General features: G+C 69.8%; 21 protein-coding genes. 7 read left to right on the top strand and 14 right to left on the bottom strand.

Going from position 1 to position 21,514, the window contains the following annotated elements; all coding sequences use genetic code 11:
• Positions 1 to 19: 19 nt before the first annotated feature.
• Positions 20 to 643 (top strand): glutathione S-transferase family protein, encoded by a 624-nt coding sequence (locus QMX80_RS08525; protein ID WP_282276492.1) that lies wholly within the window; start codon positions 20 to 22, stop codon positions 641 to 643.
• Positions 644 to 1,319: 676 nt separating this feature from the next.
• Here the strand turns inward: QMX80_RS08525 and mutS are convergent.
• The 3 genes from mutS to QMX80_RS08510 all read right to left on the bottom strand — a co-directional run bounded on the left by mutS (position 1,320) and on the right by QMX80_RS08510 (position 6,199).
• On the bottom strand, positions 1,320 to 3,875 hold the full coding sequence (gene mutS, locus QMX80_RS08520; protein ID WP_282276491.1) for a DNA mismatch repair protein MutS: 2,556 nt from the start codon (positions 3,873 to 3,875) through the stop codon (positions 1,320 to 1,322).
• A 212-nt stretch (positions 3,876 to 4,087) separates the two neighbouring features.
• Positions 4,088 to 5,014: a Dyp-type peroxidase gene (locus QMX80_RS08515; RefSeq protein ID WP_282276479.1), complete on the bottom strand. Its 927-nt coding sequence runs from the start codon at positions 5,012 to 5,014 to the stop codon at positions 4,088 to 4,090.
• 66 nt (positions 5,015 to 5,080) lie between these two features.
• Positions 5,081 to 6,199, bottom strand: a complete 1,119-nt coding sequence (locus tag QMX80_RS08510; protein ID WP_282276478.1) for a metallophosphoesterase — start codon at positions 6,197 to 6,199, stop codon at positions 5,081 to 5,083.
• A gap of 256 nt (positions 6,200 to 6,455) precedes the next feature.
• Here QMX80_RS08510 and QMX80_RS08505 point away from each other — a divergent pair, with 256 nt between their 5' ends.
• Together QMX80_RS08505 and QMX80_RS08500 are read left to right on the top strand one after the other, a co-directional pair.
• Positions 6,456 to 6,848: a hypothetical protein gene (locus tag QMX80_RS08505; protein WP_282276477.1), complete on the top strand. Its 393-nt coding sequence runs from the start codon at positions 6,456 to 6,458 to the stop codon at positions 6,846 to 6,848.
• A gap of 11 nt (positions 6,849 to 6,859) precedes the next feature.
• Positions 6,860 to 7,543 (top strand): M28 family peptidase, encoded by a 684-nt coding sequence (locus QMX80_RS08500; protein ID WP_282276476.1) that lies wholly within the window; start codon positions 6,860 to 6,862, stop codon positions 7,541 to 7,543.
• A gap of 46 nt (positions 7,544 to 7,589) precedes the next feature.
• On the opposite strand, the gene QMX80_RS08495 is transcribed toward QMX80_RS08500, so the two are convergent.
• Positions 7,590 to 9,023 (bottom strand): GGDEF domain-containing protein, encoded by a 1,434-nt coding sequence (locus tag QMX80_RS08495; RefSeq protein ID WP_282276475.1) that lies wholly within the window; start codon positions 9,021 to 9,023, stop codon positions 7,590 to 7,592.
• A 207-nt stretch (positions 9,024 to 9,230) separates the two neighbouring features.
• On the opposite strand from QMX80_RS08495, the gene QMX80_RS08490 reads away from it, so the two are divergent.
• The 4 genes from QMX80_RS08490 (at position 9,231) to QMX80_RS08475 (ending at position 12,239) form a co-directional block, all read left to right on the top strand.
• Positions 9,231 to 10,034, top strand: a complete 804-nt coding sequence (locus tag QMX80_RS08490) for a TlpA disulfide reductase family protein (RefSeq protein ID WP_282276474.1) — start codon at positions 9,231 to 9,233, stop codon at positions 10,032 to 10,034.
• Positions 10,035 to 10,062: 28 nt separating this feature from the next.
• Positions 10,063 to 10,878 carry a thiol:disulfide interchange protein DsbG gene (dsbG, locus tag QMX80_RS08485; protein WP_282276473.1) on the top strand — a complete coding sequence of 272 codons (816 nt, stop codon included), beginning with the start codon at positions 10,063 to 10,065 and terminating at the stop codon, positions 10,876 to 10,878.
• An 89-nt stretch (positions 10,879 to 10,967) separates the two neighbouring features.
• Positions 10,968 to 11,915: a cation diffusion facilitator family transporter gene (locus tag QMX80_RS08480; RefSeq protein WP_282276472.1), complete on the top strand. Its 948-nt coding sequence runs from the start codon at positions 10,968 to 10,970 to the stop codon at positions 11,913 to 11,915.
• Positions 11,916 to 11,987: 72 nt separating this feature from the next.
• Positions 11,988 to 12,239, top strand: coding sequence for a hypothetical protein (locus QMX80_RS08475; protein ID WP_282276469.1), 252 nt, complete (start codon positions 11,988 to 11,990; stop codon positions 12,237 to 12,239).
• Here the strand turns inward: QMX80_RS08475 and QMX80_RS08470 are convergent, their stop codons facing one another.
• From QMX80_RS08470 to ccoN, 10 genes are all read right to left on the bottom strand, one after another.
• On the bottom strand, positions 12,240 to 12,971 hold the full coding sequence (locus QMX80_RS08470; protein WP_282276490.1) for a sulfite exporter TauE/SafE family protein: 732 nt from the start codon (positions 12,969 to 12,971) through the stop codon (positions 12,240 to 12,242).
• A 2-nt stretch (positions 12,972 to 12,973) separates the two neighbouring features.
• On the bottom strand, positions 12,974 to 13,177 hold the full coding sequence (gene ccoS, locus QMX80_RS08465) for a cbb3-type cytochrome oxidase assembly protein CcoS (RefSeq protein WP_282276467.1): 204 nt from the start codon (positions 13,175 to 13,177) through the stop codon (positions 12,974 to 12,976).
• On the bottom strand, positions 13,177 to 15,612 hold the full coding sequence (locus QMX80_RS08460) for a heavy metal translocating P-type ATPase (protein ID WP_282276465.1): 2,436 nt from the start codon (positions 15,610 to 15,612) through the stop codon (positions 13,177 to 13,179). The genes ccoS and QMX80_RS08460 overlap by 1 nt, the downstream gene beginning before the upstream one ends.
• An 8-nt stretch (positions 15,613 to 15,620) precedes the next feature.
• A complete protein-coding gene (locus QMX80_RS08455; RefSeq protein WP_055768362.1) occupies positions 15,621 to 16,124 on the bottom strand; it encodes a FixH family protein in 504 nt (167 codons plus the stop codon).
• A complete protein-coding gene (locus tag QMX80_RS08450) occupies positions 16,121 to 17,671 on the bottom strand; it encodes a 4Fe-4S dicluster domain-containing protein (protein WP_055768365.1) in 1,551 nt (516 codons plus the stop codon). The genes QMX80_RS08455 and QMX80_RS08450 overlap by 4 nt, the downstream gene beginning before the upstream one ends.
• Positions 17,672 to 17,827: 156 nt before the next feature.
• Entirely contained in the window at positions 17,828 to 18,127 is a 300-nt protein-coding gene (locus QMX80_RS08445; RefSeq protein WP_054664328.1) for a hypothetical protein, read from the bottom strand.
• Positions 18,124 to 19,065, bottom strand: a complete 942-nt coding sequence (gene ccoP / locus QMX80_RS08440; protein ID WP_282276457.1) for a cytochrome-c oxidase, cbb3-type subunit III — start codon at positions 19,063 to 19,065, stop codon at positions 18,124 to 18,126. The genes QMX80_RS08445 and ccoP overlap by 4 nt, the downstream gene beginning before the upstream one ends.
• Positions 19,062 to 19,220 (bottom strand): cbb3-type cytochrome c oxidase subunit 3, encoded by a 159-nt coding sequence (locus QMX80_RS08435; protein WP_082443578.1) that lies wholly within the window; start codon positions 19,218 to 19,220, stop codon positions 19,062 to 19,064. The genes ccoP and QMX80_RS08435 overlap by 4 nt, the downstream gene beginning before the upstream one ends.
• The gene (ccoO, locus tag QMX80_RS08430) at positions 19,217 to 19,846 is read right to left on the bottom strand and encodes a cytochrome-c oxidase, cbb3-type subunit II (RefSeq protein WP_055768372.1); all 630 of its coding nucleotides are present in this window, start codon (positions 19,844 to 19,846) and stop codon (positions 19,217 to 19,219) included. Before ccoO ends, QMX80_RS08435 begins: the two co-directional genes overlap by 4 nt.
• A 15-nt stretch (positions 19,847 to 19,861) precedes the next feature.
• Positions 19,862 to 21,301 (bottom strand): cytochrome-c oxidase, cbb3-type subunit I, encoded by a 1,440-nt coding sequence (gene ccoN, locus QMX80_RS08425; protein ID WP_055768376.1) that lies wholly within the window; start codon positions 21,299 to 21,301, stop codon positions 19,862 to 19,864.
• Positions 21,302 to 21,514: the final 213 nt, after the last annotated feature.

The raw sequence follows: 21,514 nt of genomic DNA, 5'->3' as shown, positions 1-21,514 counted from the left end.
TCCCATGCAGGCTCCCGCCATGACCACGCTGACCTTCTACACCCACCCGTTCTCCCGCGGCCGTGTCGCGCGCTGGATGCTGGAGGAGACCGGGCTGCCGTACGAGGAGGTGATCCTCGATTACGGCACGACGATGAAAGCGCCCGGATACCTGGCCATCAACCCCATGGGCAAGGTGCCGGCGCTGCGCCATGACGACGCCGTGGTGACCGAGAACGCGGCCATCTGCCTGCACCTGGCCGAACTGGTGCCGGAGAAGAAACTGCTGCCGCCGCCCGGCTCGCCCGAACGTGGCGCCTGTTACCGCTGGCTGCTGTTCGCCGCCGGTCCGCTGGAGTCTTTCATCACCGCGCGCCGGCACGGCGCGCTGGCGCCGCCGGTGGAGGCGGGCTACGGCAACGAGGCCGACCTGATGCGTACGCTGGAGGGCGCGGTGGCGGGCCAGAAGCATCTGGTGGGGGACCGGTTCACCGTCGCCGACCTGTACCTGGCCGCATTGCTTGGCTACTACATGCGCATCGGTGAGCTGGCGCCGACACCGGCGTTCGAGGCCTACGCGGCAACGCATCTGCAGCGGCCGGCGGCGCTGCGTGCGAATGCGCACGACGATGCGCTGGTGGCGGCACGGGCGGAGGGTGCCTGAGCGCAACACGCTATTGGCCGTTGCCGTTGCCGTTGCCGTTGCCGTTGCCCGTGCTTGTGCTTGTGCAGTTGCTTCTGGCTTTTGACCTCCCTGGCCGTAGAGCGAGCCGAGCACCGCAGCGTGACGAGGGGCGTAGAGGCGCACGTGTTTGAGCGAAGCGAGTTGTGCGCCGTCCCCTCGGCACGCGAGGAGCGCAGGGGACCGATGCGGCTTAGCCGCATCGGCTCGCGGCCCGGCCCGTGTTTCTTTTGGCTATCTTTTCTTTGCACGAGCAAAGAAAAGTAGCTCGCGCCCCGAAGGGGAGCGAAAGCTCTTGATCCTGCTTCAGCCGTAGCATGGGCTTTGGCTCTGTTCTGGAAAGAAGCAACCGCCAAAGCTGAAGCTTGAAAGCAGAGCTTTCACTCCTGCTGCACAGGAGCGAATTACTTCTCTTTGCTCGTGCAAAGAGAAGTAACCAAGAGAAACGCCTTTCCAACAGCCGAATGGCTGGTCAAGCACGCCCCTGCCTTCGCGCCCAGCCCGCTATGCGTGGTGGGTCCACTCCGCCAGCGGGTTTTTCCCACCGGCTCCGTCGCTGCGGAAGGGGGGCCCGGGAATCAAAAGCCAAGGGCAACAGCAGAATCACAAGCAGCAACAACCGCAACTACGGGGGCGTGCAGTCAGTGAGCGAGTCCGTTCACAGCAACGACTTCATCCGATACAACGCTTCCAGCGCCTGCTTCGGCGTCAGCTCATCTGGATCGATCGCCTGCAACGCATCCAGCGCCGCCGAAGACACCGGCGCGAACAGGCCGAACTGCTGCGGTGCGTCCAGCGCCTGTGGCGCCATCTGCGCGGCGTGGGTCTCGCCGCCGCGCTGCTCCAGCTCGGCCAGCCGCCGCCGCGCCTGCGCCACGGTGGCGCGCGGCAGGCCGGCCAGGGCCGCTACCTGCAGGCCGAAGCTGCGGTTGGCCGGGCCGTCCTTGACCGCGTGCATGAACACCAGCGCCTCGCCATGTTCCACCGCATCCAGGTGCACGTTGGCGATGCCGCTGGGGCCGCCTTCGTGGCTTTCGTCGGCCAGTGCGGTCAGTTCGAAATAGTGCGTGGCGAACAGGGTGTAGCAGCGGTTGGCGTGGGCCAGGTGGCGCGCGACCGCATCGGCCAGGGCCAGGCCGTCGTAGGTCGAGGTGCCGCGGCCGATCTCGTCCATCAGCACCAGCGAATGCGCGCTGGCGTGGTGCAGGATGTAGCTGGTCTCGGCCATCTCGACCATGAAGGTCGACTGGCCCTTGGCCAGGTCGTCGCCGGCGCCGATGCGGGTCAGGATGCGGTCGATCGGGCCGATCGCCGCGCGGCTGGCCGGCACGAAGCTGCCGATGTGGGCCAGCAGCACGATCAGCGCGTTCTGCCGCATGTAGGTCGATTTACCGCCCATGTTCGGGCCGGTGATGACCAGCATGCGCCGCTGCGGGTGCAGGTCCAGGTCGTTGGGCTCGAACGGGGCTTCGCGCACGGCTTCCACCACCGGGTGGCGGCCGCGCTCGATGCGCAGGCAGGGCTCATCGCGCAGTTCCGGCTGCGACCAGTCCAGCGCCTGCGCGCGTTCGGCGAAGCAGGCCAGCACGTCCAGTTCGCTCAGCGCGGCGGCGCAGCGCTTGAGCGGTTCCAGGTGCTGGCCGACGGTGTCGAGCAGGCCCTCGTACAGCAGCTTCTCGCGCGACAGCGAACGCTCGCGCGCGGAAAGTACCTTGTCCTCGAAGCCCTTGAGCTCCTCGGTGATGTAGCGCTCGGCGTTGGTCAGGGTCTGGCGGCGGGTGTAGTGCACCGGCGCCTTGTCGGCCTGGCCCTTGCTGATCTCGATGTAGTAGCCATGCACTCGGTTGTAGCCGACCTTCAGGGTCGGGATGCCGCTGCTCTCGCGTTCGCGCGCTTCCAGGTCGATCAGGAACTGGTCGGCATGGGTGGACAGGCGGCGCAGTTCGTCCAGTTCGGCATCGAAGCCCTCGGCGATCACGCCGCCGTCGGACAGCTTGAGCGGCGGCTGTTCGGCGATGGCGCCGGCCAGCAGCCGCGCGCTGTCGTCGTGCGACCCCAGCTCGGCGCGCAACTGCTGCAGGCGCGGCGAATCCAGCGCCTGCAGGTGCGCGGCGATGGCCGGCAGCATGCCCAGGCCGTCGCGCAGGGTGGAAAAATCGCGCGGGCGCGCCGAGCGCAGCGCCATGCGGGTGAGGATGCGTTCGATGTCGCCAAGCGCGCGGAAGGATTCGCGCAGGTTGGCATCCACGCCGCGGTCGATCAGCGTCGCCACCGCGTGGTGGCGCTGCTGCAGCACCTCGCGCAGCCGCAGCGGGCGGTGCAGCCAGCGCCGCAGCAGGCGCCCGCCCATCGGCGTGACCGTGCTGTCGAGCACGCCCAGCAGGGTGTTGCGGGTGTCCCCGTCGACGCGCGTGTCCAGTTCCAGGTGGCGGCGGGTGGCAGCGTTCATCGCGATCGCCTCGCCGGCGTTCTCCATCGCGATCGCGGTCAGGTGCGGCAGGCGCTGCTTCTGGGTTTCCTCGACATAGCCGAGCAGGGCGCCGGCGGCGGCGGTGGCGCGCGGCTTGTCGTCGATGCCGAAGCCGGAAAGGTCGTGCAGCTTGAAGAAGGCCAGCAGTTGGCGGCGGCCGCTGTCGGCATCGAACAGCCACGGCGCGCGGCGGCGCACGCCGCTGCGCTGGCGCAGGAAGTCCGGCCAGTTCTCCTCGTCCGGGACCAGCAGCTCGGCCGGTTCCAGCCGCGCCAGTTCGGCTTCGAGCGCGTCGTCGGTCTCGACCTCGTTGACCAGGAAACGACCGCCGGCCAGGTCGGCCCAGGCCAGGCCGTAGCCCTGCTTGCTGCGCGAGAGCGCCATCAACAGGGTGTCGCGGCGCTCGTCCAGCAGGGCCTCGTCGGTGACCGTGCCGGGGGTGACGATGCGCACCACCTTGCGTTCGACCAGGCCCTTGGCCTGCGACGGGTCGCCGATCTGCTCGCAGATGGCGACCGACTCGCCCAGCGCCACCAGCCGCGCCAGATAGCCCTCGTAGGCGTGCACCGGCACGCCGGCCATCGGGATCGGCGCGCCGCCGGAACTGCCGCGCTGGGTCAGGGTGATGTCGAGCAGGCGCGCGGCCTTGCGCGCATCGTCGTAGAACAGCTCGTAGAAATCGCCCATGCGGAAGAACAGCAGCAGGTCCGGATGGTCGGACTTGGCCGCGAAGTACTGCTTCATCAGCGGGGTGTGTTCGACCGCGCCGTTGTCCTGGCGGCCCTTCTTGGTGGGTTCGGCGTGTTGCAAGTGCTTGGCTTCCGGCGGATGGCCCGCGGCGCCAGCCGGTGAGGCGGCGGCACGGGCGTGGTGCATGGATGGCCCATGATACGGGGCGGGGCCGCCGGCGACGAACCGGGCCGCCGCACCGGCTGCCGCCGTGCGGGCGCGCGGGCTTACTCCGCGGCGTCCTCGAGGAAACCGGCCGGCGGCGCGAAGAACAGGTTGCCGCTGACCGCGCGGCTGAAATCCAGCAGGCGGTCGTGGTTGCCCGGCGGATTGCCGACGAACATGTTGCGCAGCATCTTCTCGGTGCGCGTGGGCGTGCAGGCGTAGCCGATGAAGAAGGTGCCGTACTCGCCCTTGGCGGCGTCGCCGAAGGACATGTTGCTGCGCAGGATCTTCAGCTCTTTGCCATCCTCGACGATGTTGGTCAGGGCGTTGTGCGCGTAGCTGGGCTTGGCCTCGTCGTCCAGCTCGATGTTGTCCAGCTTGCCGCGGCCGACGATGCGCTCCTGCTCGGCCACCGGCACCGCGTTCCAGCCCTGCAGGTCGTGCAGGTATTTCTGGGTGATGACGTAGCTGCCGCCGGCGAAGCCGGGGTCGTCGGCGCCGACGAGGGCGGCCTCGCGGGCTTCGTCATCGGCCGGGTTCTCGGTGCCATCGACGAAGCCGATCAGGTCGCGGCTGTCGAAATAACCGAAGCCGTCCACCTGGTCGGCGCTGGCCACGGCGTCGCCCAGCCGCGTCATCAGCTGCGTGGCCAGTTCGAAGCACAGGTCCATGCGTTCGGCGCGGATGTGGAACAACAGGTCGCCGGGCGTGGCGACGGCATGGTGCTTGCCGGTGATCTCGATGAACGGGTGCAGTTCCCGCGGGCGCGGCGCGCCGTACAGGCGGTCCCATGCTTCCGAGCCGATGCCCACCACGCAGCAGAGTTTCCCGTCGAGCACGCGCGAGCCGATCGAACGCACCAGCGTGGCGACGTCGCCGCACACCGCGCGGGCGCAGGCGCTGGCCTGCGCATCGGGCTTGAGCGTGACGACGAGGAAGATGGCCGCGCGGGTGAGGCCGGCGGTGACGGGCTGGGGGCTGGTGGTCATGCGGAAACCTGGAAAGTGACGGTGCGCAGGCAAGGCCGCCCACGCGGGCCGTGGGATTCTAGCCGGTCAGTCGTCCGCTTCCAGCATGCCCTCGGCCAGCGGCACGCGCGTGCCGTCGAGCAGGCCGCGGCTGAGTTGGCCATCCTCGATGAACAGCAGTTCGCCGTTCTCGCCCTTCTTGATGCTGCTGTCGATGGCGATGATGCGCCCGCCATGGAAGCTGCTCACGTGCGCCATCGAGGTATGGCCGACGACGATGCGCTTCAGGCCCAGCCGGTCGAGCACGGCCTGTACGCCGGCGCTATCCAGGCGGCCGTCGAAATAGCCGCGGTACCAGATCGGGCTGGTCTTGCCGTCGTACAGCGGCGCGGTGGCCGGATCGGCCTTGACCTCGGCCTTGGGCCGGCCCAGCGAGGCCTGGTAGGCGGCATTGGTGGCGGCCGGTTCCAGCGCCAGCGGCAGCGCCTCGGGCGAGATGCCGCCGTGCAGGAACAGGGTGTCGCCGATGCGCAGCAGCACCGGCCGGGTGCGCAGCCACTGCCCGATCACCGAGTCGGCGCCGTACAGCTGCGGGTAGCTGCGGCCGAGCAGCTGCGCGCTGCGCAGGTACTTGGGATTGACGTAGCGCAGGTCGTCGTACAGCACCATGGTCTCGTGGTTGCCGAGCACGAAATGCACCGCGCCGCCGGCCGCGGCCGCCTGCTGCTGCAGGCCGTACAGCAGCCAGAACGCCTCGGTGACCTGCGGGCCGCGGTCGAACACGTCGCCGGCGATCACCAGGGTGTCGCGGCCCAGCGCCCAGTTGTCCGCGTCGTCGATGACGCCATTGGCGCGCAGCAGCCTTGCCAGCAGGGCATACTGGCCATGGATGTCGGAGACGGCGACGATGCGCGGTGCCTGCGGCAGCACCGCGGTGGCCACCGCTGCGGGCGGTGCGACCGTCACCGGGTGCGGATGGCCGCAGCGCGCCGGCACCGTCGCCTGCGCGGCGTCCCAGGCCTGCTCCTGCACTGCGTCGTCGCAGATCCAGCGGGCACGCAGGTGCCCGTCCTCGCGGAACACATAGGGGCCGTCGGCATCGACGTGCGCTGCGGGCGCGGGCGGCCCGGCGGCGAGGACGGGAGCGGCGGCCAGCAGCGCGAGCGCCAGCAGGAACGCGCGGCGGAGATGATGGGGAAGCGGCATCGGGTTTCTTCGGTCAACGGAAAGCCCGCACGATGCTATGCCTGCGGGCTGCCGCGGGCATGTGTCATCGGTCCTGTGCGGGCAGGGACCGGTCGTCGCCCCGGCGCGGCCTCGCCGCGGATGGGGAAAACACGGCCCATCGTGGCCCGGATCAACGGCAGGTTTCCCTGGGGACGGGCTGCGCCCGGTCGCCGGCACTGATCTTCAAGGCGGGCACGCACTAGACTCCACGCTGATCCCTCTGCGAGAACAGTCCATGCCGGTCTCCCGATTCCTGTGCGCCGCCTTCGCGGCAACCCTGTTCGCGGCCGCTGGCGCGCAGGCCGACGAACCGCGCCTGCCGCCCGCACAGGCACAGCTGCTGGCCAGCATCTCCGCCGATGCGATGCGCGGGCACCTCTCCTTCCTGGCGTCGGACGCGCTGGAGGGCCGCGGTACGCCGTCGCGCGGGCTGGACATCGCGGCTGAGTACATCGCTTCCCAGTTCCGTGCCGCCGGGTTGGAGCCGCTGGGCGACGACGGCTACTTCCAGGCCGCGGACTGGCGGAAAATCGCGCCCGAGCGCGAGCGCGCGAAATTCGCCGACGCGCCGGCGCCGCTGCTGGTGCGCAACGTGGCGGGCTGCTGCGCGGTTCCGATCCGGCGCTGAGCGGAACCTACGTGCTGGTGACGGCGCACTACGACCACATCGGCATCCGCGAGGGCAAGGGCGACGATGCGATCTACAACGGCGCCAACGACGACGGCAGCGGTACGGTCTCGGTGATCGAACTTGCCCGCGCGTTCGCCGCGCAGAAGCAGCGCCCGAAGCGCAGCATCGTGTTCATGACGGTGTTCGGCGAGGAACACGGGCTGGTCGGTTCGCGCTATTACGGCGCGCATCCGCTGGTGCCGGTGGCCGACACCGTGGCCAACATCAATCTCGAGCAGATCGGCCGTACCGACGACAGCGAGGGGCCGCAGGTGCTGGCCGCGGCGATCACCGGTGCCGACTATTCCGACGTGGGCGAGGTGCTGCGCAGGGCGGGCGAGCTGACCGGCACGCGCATCACCCGGCACCCGGTGAACAGCGACCGCAATTTCGCGGCCAGCGACAACCAGGCGCTGGCCGATCTCGGCGTGCCCGCGCATACGGTCAGCGTCGCTTACGCCTTCCCCGACTACCACGGCCCCGCCGACACGTGGGACAAGATCGATTACGCCAACATGGCCGCGATCGACCGCACCGTGGCGCTGGCGATCCTGACCATCGCCGACGACCCGCAGGCGCCGCGCTGGAACGCCGACAATCCGAAGGCCGCCAAGTACCTGGAAGCGGCACGGGCGCTGCGCGCGGGGAAGTGAGAAACACAGGTTCCGGAATGAGCGGGCCCGGAACCGTTGCCCCGGATCAGCCGCGTTGCAGCGCGATCCTGCCGGGCGCCTCCGGCAGCGATCCATCGGCCAGCACCACGCGGTTGCGGCCGCGTTTCTTGGCCTGGTACATCGCCGCATCGGCGCGGGCCATCACCCGCTCGTAGTCCGGGTGCCCGTCGTGCAGGGCCACGCCGATGCTGGTGGTGATGTCCAGTTTCGCGCCGTTGGCCAGCGTCACCGGCGATTCGGACACACGCCGGCACAGGCTGTCGGCGATCACCAGCGCCTGCGCTTCGTCCACCGCCACCAGCACCACGACGAATTCCTCGCCGCCGTAGCGGAACACATAGTCGCTGCCGCGGGTGAACTGGCCGAGGACGCCGGCCACGTGCTGCAACGCGCGGTCGCCCGCCTCGTGGCCGTGTTCGTCGTTGATCGCCTTGAAATGGTCCAGGTCCAGCAGCAGCACCGCGAAGCTGCCCTGCGACTTCGCGGCCAGGTCGATTTCGCGGCGCAGCACGGTGGGCAGGAAACGCCGGTTGAGCAGGTTGGTCAGCGCGTCGCAGCCGGCGTCGAGTTCGCCGATGCGTTCGAACAGCATGCCGAGCAGGTTGCGGATCTGGCTGACCCGCGCGCGGATGTCCTGCAGCTGCGCGGCGCGCGCGCGCGGATCGGCTTCCTCGCGCAGGATCTGCTGCAGGGCGAGGTCGACGTCCGCCACCAGGTCGCAGATCCGCCTGGTTTCGGTGCTTTCGCCGAAGCTGGGGATGCCCTTGTGGGTGAACCACAGCCCGAACTCGGAGCCGGCCAGCGACTGGAAGCCGACGGGGTCGCATTGGCTGGCCAGGGCATAGAGCAGGGTGTTTTCCCAGTCCAGCAGCAGCGCGCGCTGGCGCTCGCGTTCGGTGCCGACGTTCTGCACCAGCGAGAACAGGCGGTAGGCGGCATCGGTGCGCGAGGAACGCTCGCGCGCGTTGGAATAGGCCAGGGTCATGCCTTCCAGCGCGATGTCGAACGAGGCGGTGAGGCTGGCGACGGCGGCATGCGCGGCCTGGCCATGCCCGGCCTGCGCGGCGATGGACTGGAACAGGCGCTGCTTGAGCACGCGCGTGCCGCGCGTCACCAGGTCCACCGGAATGCCGACGCGGGCGTGCACGTCGCCGATCACGCGCTGGGCGGCGATCAGGTCGTCGACATCGCCGGCGGTGGCGCGCAGCAGGTTGGCCACCCAGCGCTGCATCGCCGGTTGCAGGCGCGTGCGCACCTGCTCGTGCGAGAGCAGGCGCGAGGCGCGGGTGTCGTCCATCATCACCTGGTAGAAATGCACGGCCATCGCCGGGGCGTCCGTCGCGGCCAGCGCGGCCAGTACCCGCGCGGCTTCGGGACCGGCGTCGGCCAGGCTCCTGCGCCAGTCGGCGGCGAGGCCATGGCTGTCGTGGTCGGCGGGCGGAGGATGAGCGTGGGGCATGGCGATGGTGGGCGGCGCGGCGGGGGCGGAGAGACATTATCGGCCGTTGACGCTACTGTTTGAGCGGCTTCCCGCGTGGATTCACCTACAGTTGCCGTTCAACGCCTCCGCTTCCGCCATGCCGTCCCTGCGCCCGGATCCATCGGCGCGGGCCTTTCCCGGGCCTGCGCGGCCTGATCGCGCGCCGTTATCCGGCCAGGCGCGGCAATGTCCGTGATCAGCGCCGGACCGTTTCCGCTGATGGCGCTGCTGGGCCTGGTGGCGGCCTTCATCGCCTGGCTGTTCGCGCGTGGGCTGGCCACGGCCGCCGACGGCGGGCGCAGTCGCGCTGGCGCCGTGGTGATCGATGCCCTCCTGCTGGGGGTCCTGGGCGCGCGGGTGGCGCATGTGCTGCGGCATGCCGGCGACTACCTGCCCGATCCGCTGTCGATCATCCGCCTGGGCGATGGCGGCTATGCGGTCTGGGCCGGGCTGGCAGTGGCGGCGGCTTACGCCTTGTGGCGGACCTGGCGCCATGCGCCGCGCAAGCCGGTGCTGCTGGGGCTGGCGGCCGGCGCCGCGTTCTGGGCCGTCGGCGGCATGGCGCTGTTCGCGCTGCAGCGTTCGAGCATCGTGCTGCCCGACATCGCGCTCACCGATATGCAGGGCGCTCCGGCGCGGTTGTCCGCGCATGCGGGCCGGCCGCTGGTGGTGAACCTGTGGGCGAGCTGGTGCGGCCCGTGCCGGCGCGAGATGCCCACGCTGGTGCGCGCGCAGGCCGAGCATCCGCGGATCGGCTTCGTGTTCGCCAACCAGGGCGAGGAGCTGGCCGATGTCGCCGCCTATCTGCGGGCCGAAGCGCTGGCGCCGGGGAACATCCTGCTGGATCCGGAGTCGGAACTGATGCGCCTGACCGGCGCGCGCGCGCTGCCGACCACGCTGTTCTTCGATGCGGACGGCCGCCTGCGCGGCGCGCACATGGGCGAACTGTCGCGGGCGACGCTGGAAGCGCGCCTGCGCGAACTGCAATGACTTCCCGATTCCCCTGAAGAGATACGCGATGATCCGCTCCCGTACCGCCCTGTTCCTGCTCACCGCCACGCTGTTGGCGCCGGCCGCCTGTGCCCGCGATGGCGGCGCCGTCGCGCCGGCGGCCGAAAAGGCCGGCGACCCCGCCACCCCTGCCGAACCGGAGGTGGTCAAGACCCTGCGCGGGCAGGGCGTGGAGTTCATGGGCACCTTCGACACGCCGGTGGGGCTGACCGGCTATGCCGGCGTCGCCGGGCAGCGTCCGCTGGCGGTATATGTGTCCAAGGACGGACAGCATGCGATCGTCGGCACCCTGGTCAACGCCAAGGGCGAGGATGTCGGCGCGGCCAAGCTCAAGGAACTGGTGTCCGGGCCGATGGGCGCGAAGATGTGGCAGCGGGTCGAGGCCAGCCACTGGGTGGCCGACGGCAAGGCCGATGCGCCGCGCGTCGTCTATGCCTTCAGCGATCCCAACTGCCCGTACTGCAACCGCTTCTGGGAAGCAGCGCGACCCTGGGTGGAGTCGGGCAAGGTGCAGATCCGGCAGATCCTGGTGGGCGTGATCCGCGAGGACAGCGCCAACAAGGCCGCGGCGATCCTCGGCGCGGCGTCGCCGGAGAAGGCGCTGCAGGAGAACGAGCGCAACTTCGCCCGCGGCGGCATCAGGGGGCTGGCCAAGGTGCCGGCCGAGGCCGAGGCCAGGCTGCGCGACAACGAACTGGCGATGCTGGAATTGGGCTTCCAGGGTACGCCGGGCATCGTCTTCAAGGACGCCGCCGGTACCGTGCAGACGCGCTCGGGCCTGCCGCAGGGCGAGGATCTGCAGGAAGTGCTGGGGCCGCGTTGAGCGGACGGTCCGCGGGCTGACGGTGGCGATGTAATAGTCTCCGCCGCAGCAGGCTCACTAAGCTGGCGCCGTCCTGCAGGAGCCAGCCGATGAGCCACGACCACAACCATCTTCCCGGCGAGATCCGCCACGAGAAACCGCTGTGGTGGGCGCTCGCGCTGACCTCGTCCTACCTTGTGGTGGAAGTGATCGGCGCGTTCATGACCAACAGCCTGGCGCTGCTGTCGGATGCGGCGCACATGGCCACCGACGCGCTCGCGCTGGTGATCGCGCTGACCGCGGTGCGGCTGAGCCGGCGACCGCCCGATGCGCGCCGCACCTACGGCTACGCGCGGCTGGAAGCGCTGGGCGCGCTGGTCAATGGCGGCCTGTTGTTCGCGGTAGGCCTGTACATCCTGTGGGAGGCGGCCGCCCGCTTCCGCGAGCCGCAGGCCATCGCCTCGACCGGCATGCTGTGGGTGGCCAGCTTCGGCCTGCTGGTGAACCTGATCGCCATGCGCCTACTCAGTGCCGGCAGCGGCGAGAGCCTCAACGTCAAGGGCGCCTACCTGGAAGTGTGGAGCGACATGCTCGGCTCGGTGGCGGTGATCGTCGCCGCGCTGGTCATCCGCTTCACCGGCTGGACCCTGGTCGATCCGATCCTGGCCGTGCTGATCGGGCTGTGGGTATTGCCGCGCACCTGGGTGCTGCTGCGCGACGCCCTGAACGTGCTGCTTGAGGGCGTGCCCAAGGGCATGGCGCTGGCCGACGTGGAACAGGCGCTGCGCGGCCAGGCGGGCGTGGCCGACATCCACGACCTGCATGTGTGGGCGCTGGGATCGAGCACGCCGGCGTTGACCGCGCACGTGGTGATGGCCGACGGGCAGGAACCGGATGCGCTGCGGCGCGGACTGGCCATGCTGCTGCACGAGCGCTTCGGCATCGACCATGTGACCCTGCAGGTGGAGGCCGATCATTGCGGCGACGCCTGCGCGGTGCATGCGCGGCAGGTGCCGCGGGGCGAAGACGACCACCAGGGCCACGACCACGTCCATTGAGCGGCGCTGCCGGCGGGGTCGCCGGAACCGGTGTATCTTCGCGGCAGGCAGCGGGGACGCCGGAGACCGCACATGAGAACCGAACAGGAAATCGTCGATTCGCGCATGGTGATGCGTTCGCTCTGTGGCGCGCTGGCGCTGATCGGCGCGGCGGCGATGGTTTATCGCCTCCATCCGGTTGCCGTCGGCCGCACGCCATTCGACTACTGGCTGCTGGTGTCCATGATCGGCGCTCTCCATGCCGTCTGCCTGTTCGGCCATGTCGCGCTGAGGGGGCGGCTGCCGTCCTTCATGGCCAAGGCCGGCGATCCGGCGGGCAACTGATCACCGGGATTGCAGCGGCTGGCAGCCCAGCGCGCTAAGCACGCCATGCAGCGCAGGCACCTGCATCAACCACGGCGCGGCGATGGTCAGCAGGCCGGCGGCGAGGACGAAGCCGGCCAATGCCGCGCGCAGGCCGGGACGTTGCAGCCAGCGGCCCATGCGCGCGCCGGACCAGGTCAGCGGCAGCATCACCGGCAGCGTGGCCAGGCCGAATACCGCCATCACCAGGGCGCCTCCCAGCGCATTGGCCTGCAGCCAGGCCACGCTCAACAGGCTCAGGCTCAGGCCGCAGGGCATCCAGCCCCACAGCGCGCCCAGCGCGAGACGCCGCCAGGCGCGGTCCGCCGGCAGCAGGTGCCGGTGCAGCGGCCGCAGCCACTGCCAGAGTTGCTGGCCCGGACGCGCCAGCAGATCGAAACGGCTGCCGCGGCCAAGCAGGCGCAGCGCAAGCAGTGCCAGCGCAACGCCGACCGCGACGCGCACGCCCAGCGCCAATGCATCGCTGCGCGCCAGCCGCAGGATGCCGCCGCCGAGCCCGCCGGCCAGCGCGCCGGCCAGCGTGTAGCCGCCGACGCGGCCGAGATTGGCCTGCCAGGCGACGCTCAGGGCGCGGCCCGGCGCCATCGCCGGGAAGCCGGTGGCGATGCCGCCGCACATCACCGCGCAGTGCAGGCCGCCGAGCAGGCCGGCTACGAGGGCGGCGGTCAGGACCGGGATGTCCAGCGGCAGCACGTTCAACCGCCGCGGGTCGGATCCGTGGACGCGGTGTCCGCGGCCGCTCGCGGCGGCGGCGCGGGGCGGTCGTTGTCCTCGAGGATGTCCAGCGCCGGGGTATCCAGGTCGTCGAACTGGCCGCGCTTGACCGCCCAGATGAAGGCGGCCACGGCCAGCCCGAGCAGGACCAGGCTGATCGGGATCAGCATCAGCAGGATGGCCATCAGCTTGTCTCCATCGGTGGCTTGAGCCGCGCCAGGCGCAGGGCGTTGAGGGTCACGATCAGCGAGGACAGCGCCATGCCCAGCGCCGCCAGCCACGGCGTGACCCAGCCGGCCGCGGCCAGGGGCAGCGCCAGCAGGTTGTAGCCGGTGGCCCAGGCCAGATTCTGGCGGATGATGCGCTGGGTGGCACGCGCCAGCGCGATCGCGGCGGGAATGCGGCGCAGGCCGCCGCCGGTGGTGACCAGGTCGGCGGCGCGGTGCGCCAGCGAGGCGCCTTCGCCCATGGCGATGGAGACATCGGCGCCGGCCAGCACCGGCGCGTCGTTGAGGCCGTCGCCGACCATCGCCACGACCCGGCCTTCGGCCTGCAGCCGCCGCACCAGTTCCAGCTTGTCTTCCGGCGACTGCCGCGCGTGTGCGTCTTCCAGCCCGAGCATCGCGGCCATGCGCTGCACCGCGGCCTGGCCATCGCCACTGGCCAGGTGCACGCGCAGGCCCTGCGCGCGCAGCGCGGCCAGCGCCTGCGCGGCGTCGTCGCGGGCGCGTTCCTCCAGCACGAAGCGGGCGGTGGCATGCTGGCCGTCGCCCAGCCACAGCGCGCCGTCGTCCTCGCGCGCGGCGGCGAAGTCGGCCCGGCCCAGGCGCCACTGGCGGCCATCCACCACGCCCTGCACGCCGCGTCCGGGCACGGCTTCGACCTGGCCGGCGGGAAGCGTGCCGGTGGCGTCGCGGAGGAAGGCGGCGGCCAGCGGATGGCCGCTGTCGCGTTCCAGCGCGGCAGCGATGTCCAGCGCGGTGGCCGCATCCAGCCGGGCATCCAGCACCTGCGTGGTGGCCAGCACCGGGCGGCCGTCGCTGAGCGTGCCGGTCTTGTCGAACACGATGTCGGTGGCGCGCGCCAGCGTGTCCATCGCGTCCGCGCGCACCGCCAGCAGGCCGATGCGGGCCAGCGCGCCATGCGCGGTGGCCAGCGCCGCCGGCACCGACAGCGACAGCGCGCAGGGGCAGCTGATGACCAGCAGGGCGAGGGTGACCTCCAGGGCGCGTTCGGGCTGGTAGTGCCACCAGCCGGCGAATACGACCAGCGCCACCGGCAGCAGCGCCAGCACGAAACGGCTGCCGATGCGGTCGGCCAGGCGCGCCAGCGCGGGCCGGTGCTCCTGCGCCTGTTCGACCAGCCGCGCCAGCTGCGACAGGCGGGTAGCGGTGCCGGTCAGGGCGACGCGCAGCCGTGCCGGGCGTTCGCGGCAGACGGTGCCGGCGTAGACCGGCTCGCCGGGCTGCTTGCGCACCGGCGCCGATTCGCCGGTCAGCAGCGCCTCCTCGAACCAGGCCTCGTCGTCGCCGTCGCCGTCGCCGAGCAGCACGCCGTCGGCGGGTACCGCTTCGCCGGCCGCAACGCAGGCCACGTCGCCGACGTCCAGCGCCGCCAACGGCACGGACTCGCGGCGGCCATCGGCCAGTTCGCGGGTGGCGAAGGCCGGGCGCGCACGCGCCAGCGCGTCGACCTGGGCGCTGGCCACCGAGCGCGCGCGCTGTTCGAGCATGCGCGCGGCCAGCAGCAGGAACACGAACATCACCGCCGCGTCGTACCATACGTGCGGACCGCCGCGGATGGTTTCCAGCAGGCTGGCCAGGTAGGCGAGCAGGGTGGAGCTGGCGATCAGCACGTCCATGCCCAGGCGGCGTTCGCGCAGTTCGCGCATCGCCCCGGACAGGAACGGCCAGCCGGAATAGAACACCACCGGCGTGCACAGCAGGAAGGTCAGCCAGCGGAAGAAATCGCGGGTGGGCACCGGCATGGTGCTGTTGAAATCCAGGTACAGCGCCTCGGCCAGCATCATCGCCTGCAGCATGCCGAGCCCGGCGATGCCCAGCCGCAGCAGCCAGCGCCGGCGCTCGCGGGTGCGCTGCCGCTCGGCGGCCTCGCTGCCGGCCAGGTAGGGGCGGTAGCCGAGCATCGCCAGCCGCCGCAGCGGCGCCGACAGCGCGGTACGCGCCGGGTCCCAGGCGATGCGGATGCGGCCGGTGACGGCGTTGGCGCCGCAGTCGATCACGCCCGGCTCGCGCGCCAGCGCGCGATCGATCAGCCAGGCGCAGGCCGCGCAGCGCATGCCGTCGGTGAGCAGGGTGATCTCGCGGCCGCCCGCTATCTGGCGGCTGTGCTCGGCCTGCACGTCGGTGCGGTCCCAGACCGCCAGGTCGGGCAGGTCTTCGCCGACGCGCGCGGCATTGGCGCTGCGCAGGCGGTAATAGCCGTCCAGGTCGGCGCTGGCGATCCACTCGGCGGCAGCCGCGCAGCCGTGGCAGCAGAAGGCCTGCGTGACGCCGCCCTGCGCCGCCAGGTGCGGCTGGGCCGGCAGTGCTTCGCCGCAGTGATGGCAGGTGCCGGTGGCCGCGGTATCGGCGGGCGACCGGGCCGGATCGGCGACCACGGCCAGGCTCAGTGTTCCCCGCCCAGCGAGGGGGAGAGACGGGCGGCGTGCTGCTGCTTCGGCAACCGGCCATGCAGGCGCCAGCGGCCCTCGGCGTCGCGCAGCTGCACGACCCAGTCGTGCTCGGCGTCCACGGCTTTTTCGATGCGCCAGCCCGGACCCTGCGGCGCCAGTTCCAGGCGCAGGTCGTCGGACTGGCGGGTGGGGTGTTCCAGCACCAGCTGCAGCGGCGCGTGGGTGGCGAACCTGCCGGTGGCCGGGAGGACTTCGATGACGCCGTCCTCCACGCGCAGCACGGCGCTCAGGCCCAGCTTCTGCGCCGCTTCGTCAGGGCCGAGGTCGGTGGTCTGGATCTGCGACACGCGCTGCACCGGATCGGACACGACGTCGGCGCCCCCCGAACGCACGGCAACGATCACCAGCCCGACGCCGGCCACGATGGACAGCAGCGGCAGGCCGACCACCAGCCAGAACACGGGGATGCGCCAGGGGGATTTCGGGTTTTCGTTCATTGCACCGGACCAAAGAAACTGCTTTCGACGACGCGCTTCTCGCCGCCATCCTCGCGCTCGACGACGAAGCGCAGGGCGCGGCGGCCGCTGACTTCGCCGTCGGCGACCACGTTCAACGCCACCGGCAGCACCTGCTCCGGACCGGCCTGGACTTCGGTCTGGCCGCCCAGGCGCAGGCCGGCGTCGGCCGGTTCCAGGGTGATGCGGTAACGGCGCGTTTCCTGGCTCTTGTTGATCAGCTTGAGCGTGTAGTCGTTGGCGATGCTGCCGTCGGCGGACTGGCGGTACAGCGCGTTGCGGTCGCGCAGCACCTCGGCGATCAGTTCGCTGCGGTGGGTCACGCCCCAGGCCCAGGCGCCGCACAGGCCCAGCAGGAGCAGGCCATACACGAAGATGCGCGGGCGCAGCACGCGGGTAGGCTTGCCGTCGATGGCGTTCTGCGTGGAGTAGCGGATCAGGCCATGCGGGTAGCCCATCTTGTCCATCACTTCATCGCAGGCATCGATGCAGGCGCCGCAGGCGATGCACTCGTACTGCAGGCCGTTGCGGATGTCGATGCCGGTCGGGCAGACCTGCACGCAGATGGTGCAGTCGATGCAGTCGCCCAGTTCCTCGGGCGCGAACTTCGGCAGCGGCGCGACCTCGGCCAGCTCGCCGTCCCAGGTGATCGTGCCCTTGGCGTGCGCGGCCTGGGTGGCGGCGGAAGGATGCAGGCCGGCGCGGAACACGTAGTCGTAGGCGACCGAGGGGATCAGCAGGCCGCGCGCGCGTTCCAGCACGCTGCCCAGGCCGCGCTTGCGCGGGCCGCGCGGTTCGCCGCGCATCGGGTCGTAGGCGATCAGCAGGGTGTTGCGGTCGAACATCGCGCTCTGGAAGCGCGCGTAGGGGCACATGTACTTGCACACCTGCTCGCGCAGGATGCCGGCAAAGCCCCAGGTCGCCAGTGCATAGAACAGCACCCAGAAGGTTTCCCAGCCGCCCCAGTCGAACGGCAGCAGGCGCGATCCCAGGTCGCGGATGGGAGTAAAGAAGCCGACGAAGGTGAAGCCGGTCCACAGCGCGAAAAGCAGCCAGAACAGGTGTTTGCCGCCCTTGCGCAGTACTTTTTCGCGGTTCCACGGGCCGGCGTCGAGCTTCATGCGCCGTGAGCGGTCGCCCTCGAACCAGCGTTCCATCCACAGGAAGGTCTCGGTCCACACCGTCTGCGGGCAGGCATAGCCGCACCACAGGCGTCCGGCCAGGGCGGTGGAGAAGAACAGGGTCATCGCCGCGATGATCAGCAGCATGGCAAGGAACAAGAAGTCCTGCGGCCAGAACACCAGCCCGAAGATGTAGAACTTGCGTGCGGGCAGGTCGAACAGCACCGCCTGGCGGCCGTCCCACGACAGCCACGGGAACAGGTAGTACATGCCCAGCAGCCACACCACCGCGGCCACGCGCAGCCGGTTGAAGCGCCCGGAGACGTCGCGGGGATAGACCTTGCGCTCGCTGACGTAGAACGAATTGCCCTGGTCGTCCACGACATCCAGCGGAATGCGCTTGCTCATGGCGTGCGTTCCAGGGTGGCCGCCGCGGGCGGCGAGGGAGGATGCGGGAACGGGCGGGTGACGGTCATGACGTAGGCGTGGCGTGTTGCTGCGCGGGGGCGATCAGTATCGGTCTGTAACGAAAGCAGGGAAGCGACGGATTGTCGCAGCCGCCGTTCAACGGTCCGGCGGCAGTGCGCGGTTGAAGCGGCTGGCGGGCCGCAACAGGATCCAGGTGAACAGGCTCGAGGACGCGGTGGCCAGCCAGAACATGGCGAAGCCCAGCGTATAGCCGAGCTCGCGCGAGATCTGCAGGTCGGGGAAGGTCATGTCGCGCAGCGTCAGCGGGTCGACGAAGGCGAAGAACACCATCGTCGCCACGCCGGCGGCGAAAAAGCTGGGCCAGGCGATGGCCCCCACGCGCTGGGCCAGCGGACGTGGGGGATGGTCGAAGCGTGGCTCGCTGAAGTCGGTCACTTTGCGCTCGTGCTGGCCCTGGTGTCCGCCTGATTATGCGACAACGACCAGACGTAGGCGGCGACCAGGCGGACGCGGGTCTCGCCGAGCAGTTCGCGGTGCGCCGGCATGGTGCCGTGGCGGCCTTCGGTGATCGTCTTGTACAGGCTTTCGCGGCTGTTGCCGTAGAGCCAGTAGTTGTCGGTCAGGTCCGGCGCGCCGATGTCCTGGTTGCCCTTGCCGTCCACGCCATGGCAGGCCACGCAGACGCCGTCGTACAGCTTCTTGCCGCGGGCGGCCATGTAGTTGTTCTGCAGGGTTTCCGGAGCCGACAGGGTGCGCACGTAGGCGATGGTGTAGTCCACCGCTTCCGGGCCGCCCATGCCGGTCAGCACCGTGCCCCATTCCGGCATGACGCCTTCGCGGCCGTCCAGCACCGTTTCCAGGATGCGATCGGGCGAACTGCCCCAATGCCAGATGTCGTCGGTCAGGTTCGGGTAGCCGATGGCGCCCTGGCCCGAAGAGCCGTGGCAGGTGGCGCAGGTATTGCCGAAGATCGAGCGGCCCAGCGCCAGCGCCTTCGGGTCCTTGGCCAGCTGGTCGATCGGCTGGCCGGCGTAGGGCTTGAAGGTCTGCTCCAGCTTGGCGTCTTCGACCGCCTTGTCCGCGGCATGCTCCTTCTGCGAGGTCCAGCCGCTGTAGCCGGGGATGTTGCCCAGGCCGCCGTACCAGAACAGATAGCCGATGGCGAAGATGATGGTCAGGTAGAACAGGTTGATCCACCAGCGCGGCAGCGGCTTGTTGTACTCGGTGATGTCGCCGTCCCAGGTATGCAGCGTGTCCTCCGGCTTCGGGTCGCCGGGGCGGCGGCGCGCGGTCCACCACAGCAGCCACACGCAGCCCAGGATGTTCAGCGCAACCAGGGCGATGACGTACCACGTCCATCCCATGCTCATCATGCGCGCTCTCCCCCGTTGCCGTATTGCACGTCGTCCTCTTCCAGCGGCAGGCGTGCCGCATCCTCGAATTCACGCTTGCGCTTCGGGCTCCAGGCCCAGATCCAGCCGCCGATGAACAGCATCAGCAGCAGCGCGGTCACGATCCCGGAGATCATTGCTGGCCTCCCCGCGGCGCATGCCGCCCCAGACCCTGCAGGTAGGCGACGACCGCATCCAGCTCGGTTTTGCCCTTGACGTCCTCGGCCGCACTGGCGAGCTGCTCGTCGGTGTAGGGATCGCCCAGCTTCCTGAGCGCGGCCATGTGCCGGGCGACCGTCGCCCCGTCCAGTTCGTTCTTTTCCAGCCATGGGAAGCTGGGCATGTTCGACTCGGGCACGACGTCGCGCGGGTTGATCAGGTGCACCCGGTGCCAGGCGTCGGAATAACGGCCGCCGACGCGCGCCAGGTCCGGGCCGGTGCGCTTGCTGCCCCACTGGAAGGGACGGTCGTAGACCGATTCGCCGGCCAGCGAGTAGTGGCCGTAGCGCTCGGTCTCGAAGCGCAGGGTGCGCACCATCTGCGAATGGCAGTTGTAGCAGCCCTCGCGGACGTAGATGTCGCGCCCGGCCAGTTCCAGCGCCGGGTAGGGCTCCACGCCCTCCAGCGGCTTGATCGCCTCGGCCTGGAACATCAGCGGCACGATCTCGGCCAGGCCGCCGAACGACACGGCCACCGCGATCAGCACCGCCATCAGGCCGACGTTCTTCTCGACTTTCTCGTGGGGATTCTTGTTATCGCTCATGGGGTTCCTTCCTCCTCAGGCACGCACTTCGGAGGCGTCGACGGGCAGCAGCGGCTGCGGTTCGATCGCGGGGGCGGTACGCCAGGTACGCCAGACGTTCCAGGCCATCAGGCACATGCCGCCCAGCACCACCAGGCCACCGCCGAGACGGATCAGGTAGTACGGATAGGTGAACTTGAGCGACTCGACGAAGGTGTAGGTCAGGGTGCCGTCGTCGTTGGTCGCGCGCCACATCAGGCCCTGCATCACGCCGGCGATCCACATCGAGGCGATGTACAGCACCACGCCGATGGTGTGCAGCCAGAAGTGGGTGTCGATGGCCTTGACCGAATACATCTGCTCGCGGCCCAGCAGCTTGGGCATCAGCGCGTAGATCGAGCCGATGGAGATCATCGCCACCCAGCCCAGCGCGCCGGCATGGACGTGGCCGATGGTCCAGTCGGTGTAATGCGACAGCGAGTTGACCGTCTTGATCGACATCATCGGGCCTTCGAACGTGGCGATCATGTAGAACGACACGGCCACGATCAGGAACTTGAGGATCGGGTCGGTGCGCAGCTTGTGCCACACGCCGGACAGGGTCAGCACGCCGTTGATCGCGCCGCCCCACGACGGGGCCAGCAGGATCAGCGAGAACACCATGCCCAGCGACTGCGCCCAGTCGGGCAGGGCGGTGTACTGCAGGTGGTGCGGACCGGCCCACATGTACACGGCGATCAGCGCCCAGAAGTGCACGATCGACAGGCGGTAGGAATACACCGGGCGGCCGGCCTGCTTGGGCACGAAGTAATACATCATTCCCAGGAAGCCGGCGGTCAGGAAGAAGCCGACCGCGTTGTGGCCGTACCACCACTGCACCATCGCATCGACCGCGCCGCTGTAGACCGGGTAGGACTTGGTCAGGCCGGCGGGGATGGAGATGTTGTTGACGATGTGCAGCAGGGCGATGGCCAGGATGAAGCTGGCATAGAACCAGTTCGCCACGTAGATGTGCTTGACCCGGCGTTTTGCGATCGTGCCGATGAACAGCACCGCGTAGGCCACCCAGACCACGGCGATCAGGATGTCGATCGGCCACTCCAGCTCGGCGTACTCCTTGCCCTGGGTCCAGCCCAGCGGCAGGGAGATGGCCGCGGCCACGATCACCAGTTGCCAGCCCCAGAACACGAAGGCCGCCAGCTTGTCCGATATGAGACGGACATGGCAGGTGCGCTGCACCACGTGCAGGCTGGTCGCGATCAGCGCGCAGCCGCCGAAGGCGAAGATCACCGCGTTGGTGTGCAGCGGCCGCAACCGGCCATAGCCCAGCCACGGAATGCCCTCGCCCAGCGTCGGCCAGTAGAGCTGGGCGGCGATGATCACGCCCACCAGCATGCCCACGATGCCCCAGACCACGGTCATCACCGCGAACTGGCGCACCACCTTGTCGTTATACGTCCCCTGCACGCTTTGCATGCGGCCTGATCCTCAGTCTGAACGGGGGAATCATCCCCGTGTGGAGCACACCGGGCATTGACTTGGATCAATGCGTGTCCGGGCGGTTGCAGTCATCCATGGACCACGATGGTCCGCTGGATGCCATCCTGAACAGTATATGACGCAGGCCCGGGGGGCCCGGGGGCCCCGGGCCGGGGGGGTTTTAAAAAATACCGGCCCCCCCGCCCCCGG

The organism is Stenotrophomonas sp. PS02297, assembly GCF_029959705.1.
GTDB lineage: Bacteria > Pseudomonadota > Gammaproteobacteria > Xanthomonadales > Xanthomonadaceae > Stenotrophomonas > Stenotrophomonas nitritireducens.
Note: the sequence above shows the minus strand (reverse complement) of the source record. Positions and strands in the feature narration are given on the sequence as shown.

Coding starts and splice junctions, on each gene's coding strand:
- QMX80_RS08525 (WP_282276492.1), top strand. CDS start 20: ATGACCACGCTGACCTTCTACACCCACCCGTTCTCCCGCGGCCGTGTC.
- mutS (WP_282276491.1), bottom strand. CDS start 3,875: ATGAAGCAGTACTTCGCGGCCAAGTCCGACCATCCGGACCTGCTGCTG.
- QMX80_RS08515 (WP_282276479.1), bottom strand. CDS start 5,014: ATGACCACCAGCCCCCAGCCCGTCACCGCCGGCCTCACCCGCGCGGCC.
- QMX80_RS08510 (WP_282276478.1), bottom strand. CDS start 6,199: ATGCCGCTTCCCCATCATCTCCGCCGCGCGTTCCTGCTGGCGCTCGCG.
- QMX80_RS08505 (WP_282276477.1), top strand. CDS start 6,456: ATGCCGGTCTCCCGATTCCTGTGCGCCGCCTTCGCGGCAACCCTGTTC.
- QMX80_RS08495 (WP_282276475.1), bottom strand. CDS start 9,023: ATGCCCCACGCTCATCCTCCGCCCGCCGACCACGACAGCCATGGCCTC.
- QMX80_RS08490 (WP_282276474.1), top strand. CDS start 9,231: ATGTCCGTGATCAGCGCCGGACCGTTTCCGCTGATGGCGCTGCTGGGC.
- dsbG (WP_282276473.1), top strand. CDS start 10,063: ATGATCCGCTCCCGTACCGCCCTGTTCCTGCTCACCGCCACGCTGTTG.
- QMX80_RS08480 (WP_282276472.1), top strand. CDS start 10,968: ATGAGCCACGACCACAACCATCTTCCCGGCGAGATCCGCCACGAGAAA.
- QMX80_RS08475 (WP_282276469.1), top strand. CDS start 11,988: ATGAGAACCGAACAGGAAATCGTCGATTCGCGCATGGTGATGCGTTCG.
- ccoS (WP_282276467.1), bottom strand. CDS start 13,177: ATGGCCATCCTGCTGATGCTGATCCCGATCAGCCTGGTCCTGCTCGGG.
- QMX80_RS08455 (WP_055768362.1), bottom strand. CDS start 16,124: ATGAACGAAAACCCGAAATCCCCCTGGCGCATCCCCGTGTTCTGGCTG.
- QMX80_RS08450 (WP_055768365.1), bottom strand. CDS start 17,671: ATGAGCAAGCGCATTCCGCTGGATGTCGTGGACGACCAGGGCAATTCG.
- ccoP (WP_282276457.1), bottom strand. CDS start 19,065: ATGATGAGCATGGGATGGACGTGGTACGTCATCGCCCTGGTTGCGCTG.
- QMX80_RS08435 (WP_082443578.1), bottom strand. CDS start 19,220: ATGATCTCCGGGATCGTGACCGCGCTGCTGCTGATGCTGTTCATCGGC.
- ccoO (WP_055768372.1), bottom strand. CDS start 19,846: ATGAGCGATAACAAGAATCCCCACGAGAAAGTCGAGAAGAACGTCGGC.
- ccoN (WP_055768376.1), bottom strand. CDS start 21,301: ATGCAAAGCGTGCAGGGGACGTATAACGACAAGGTGGTGCGCCAGTTC.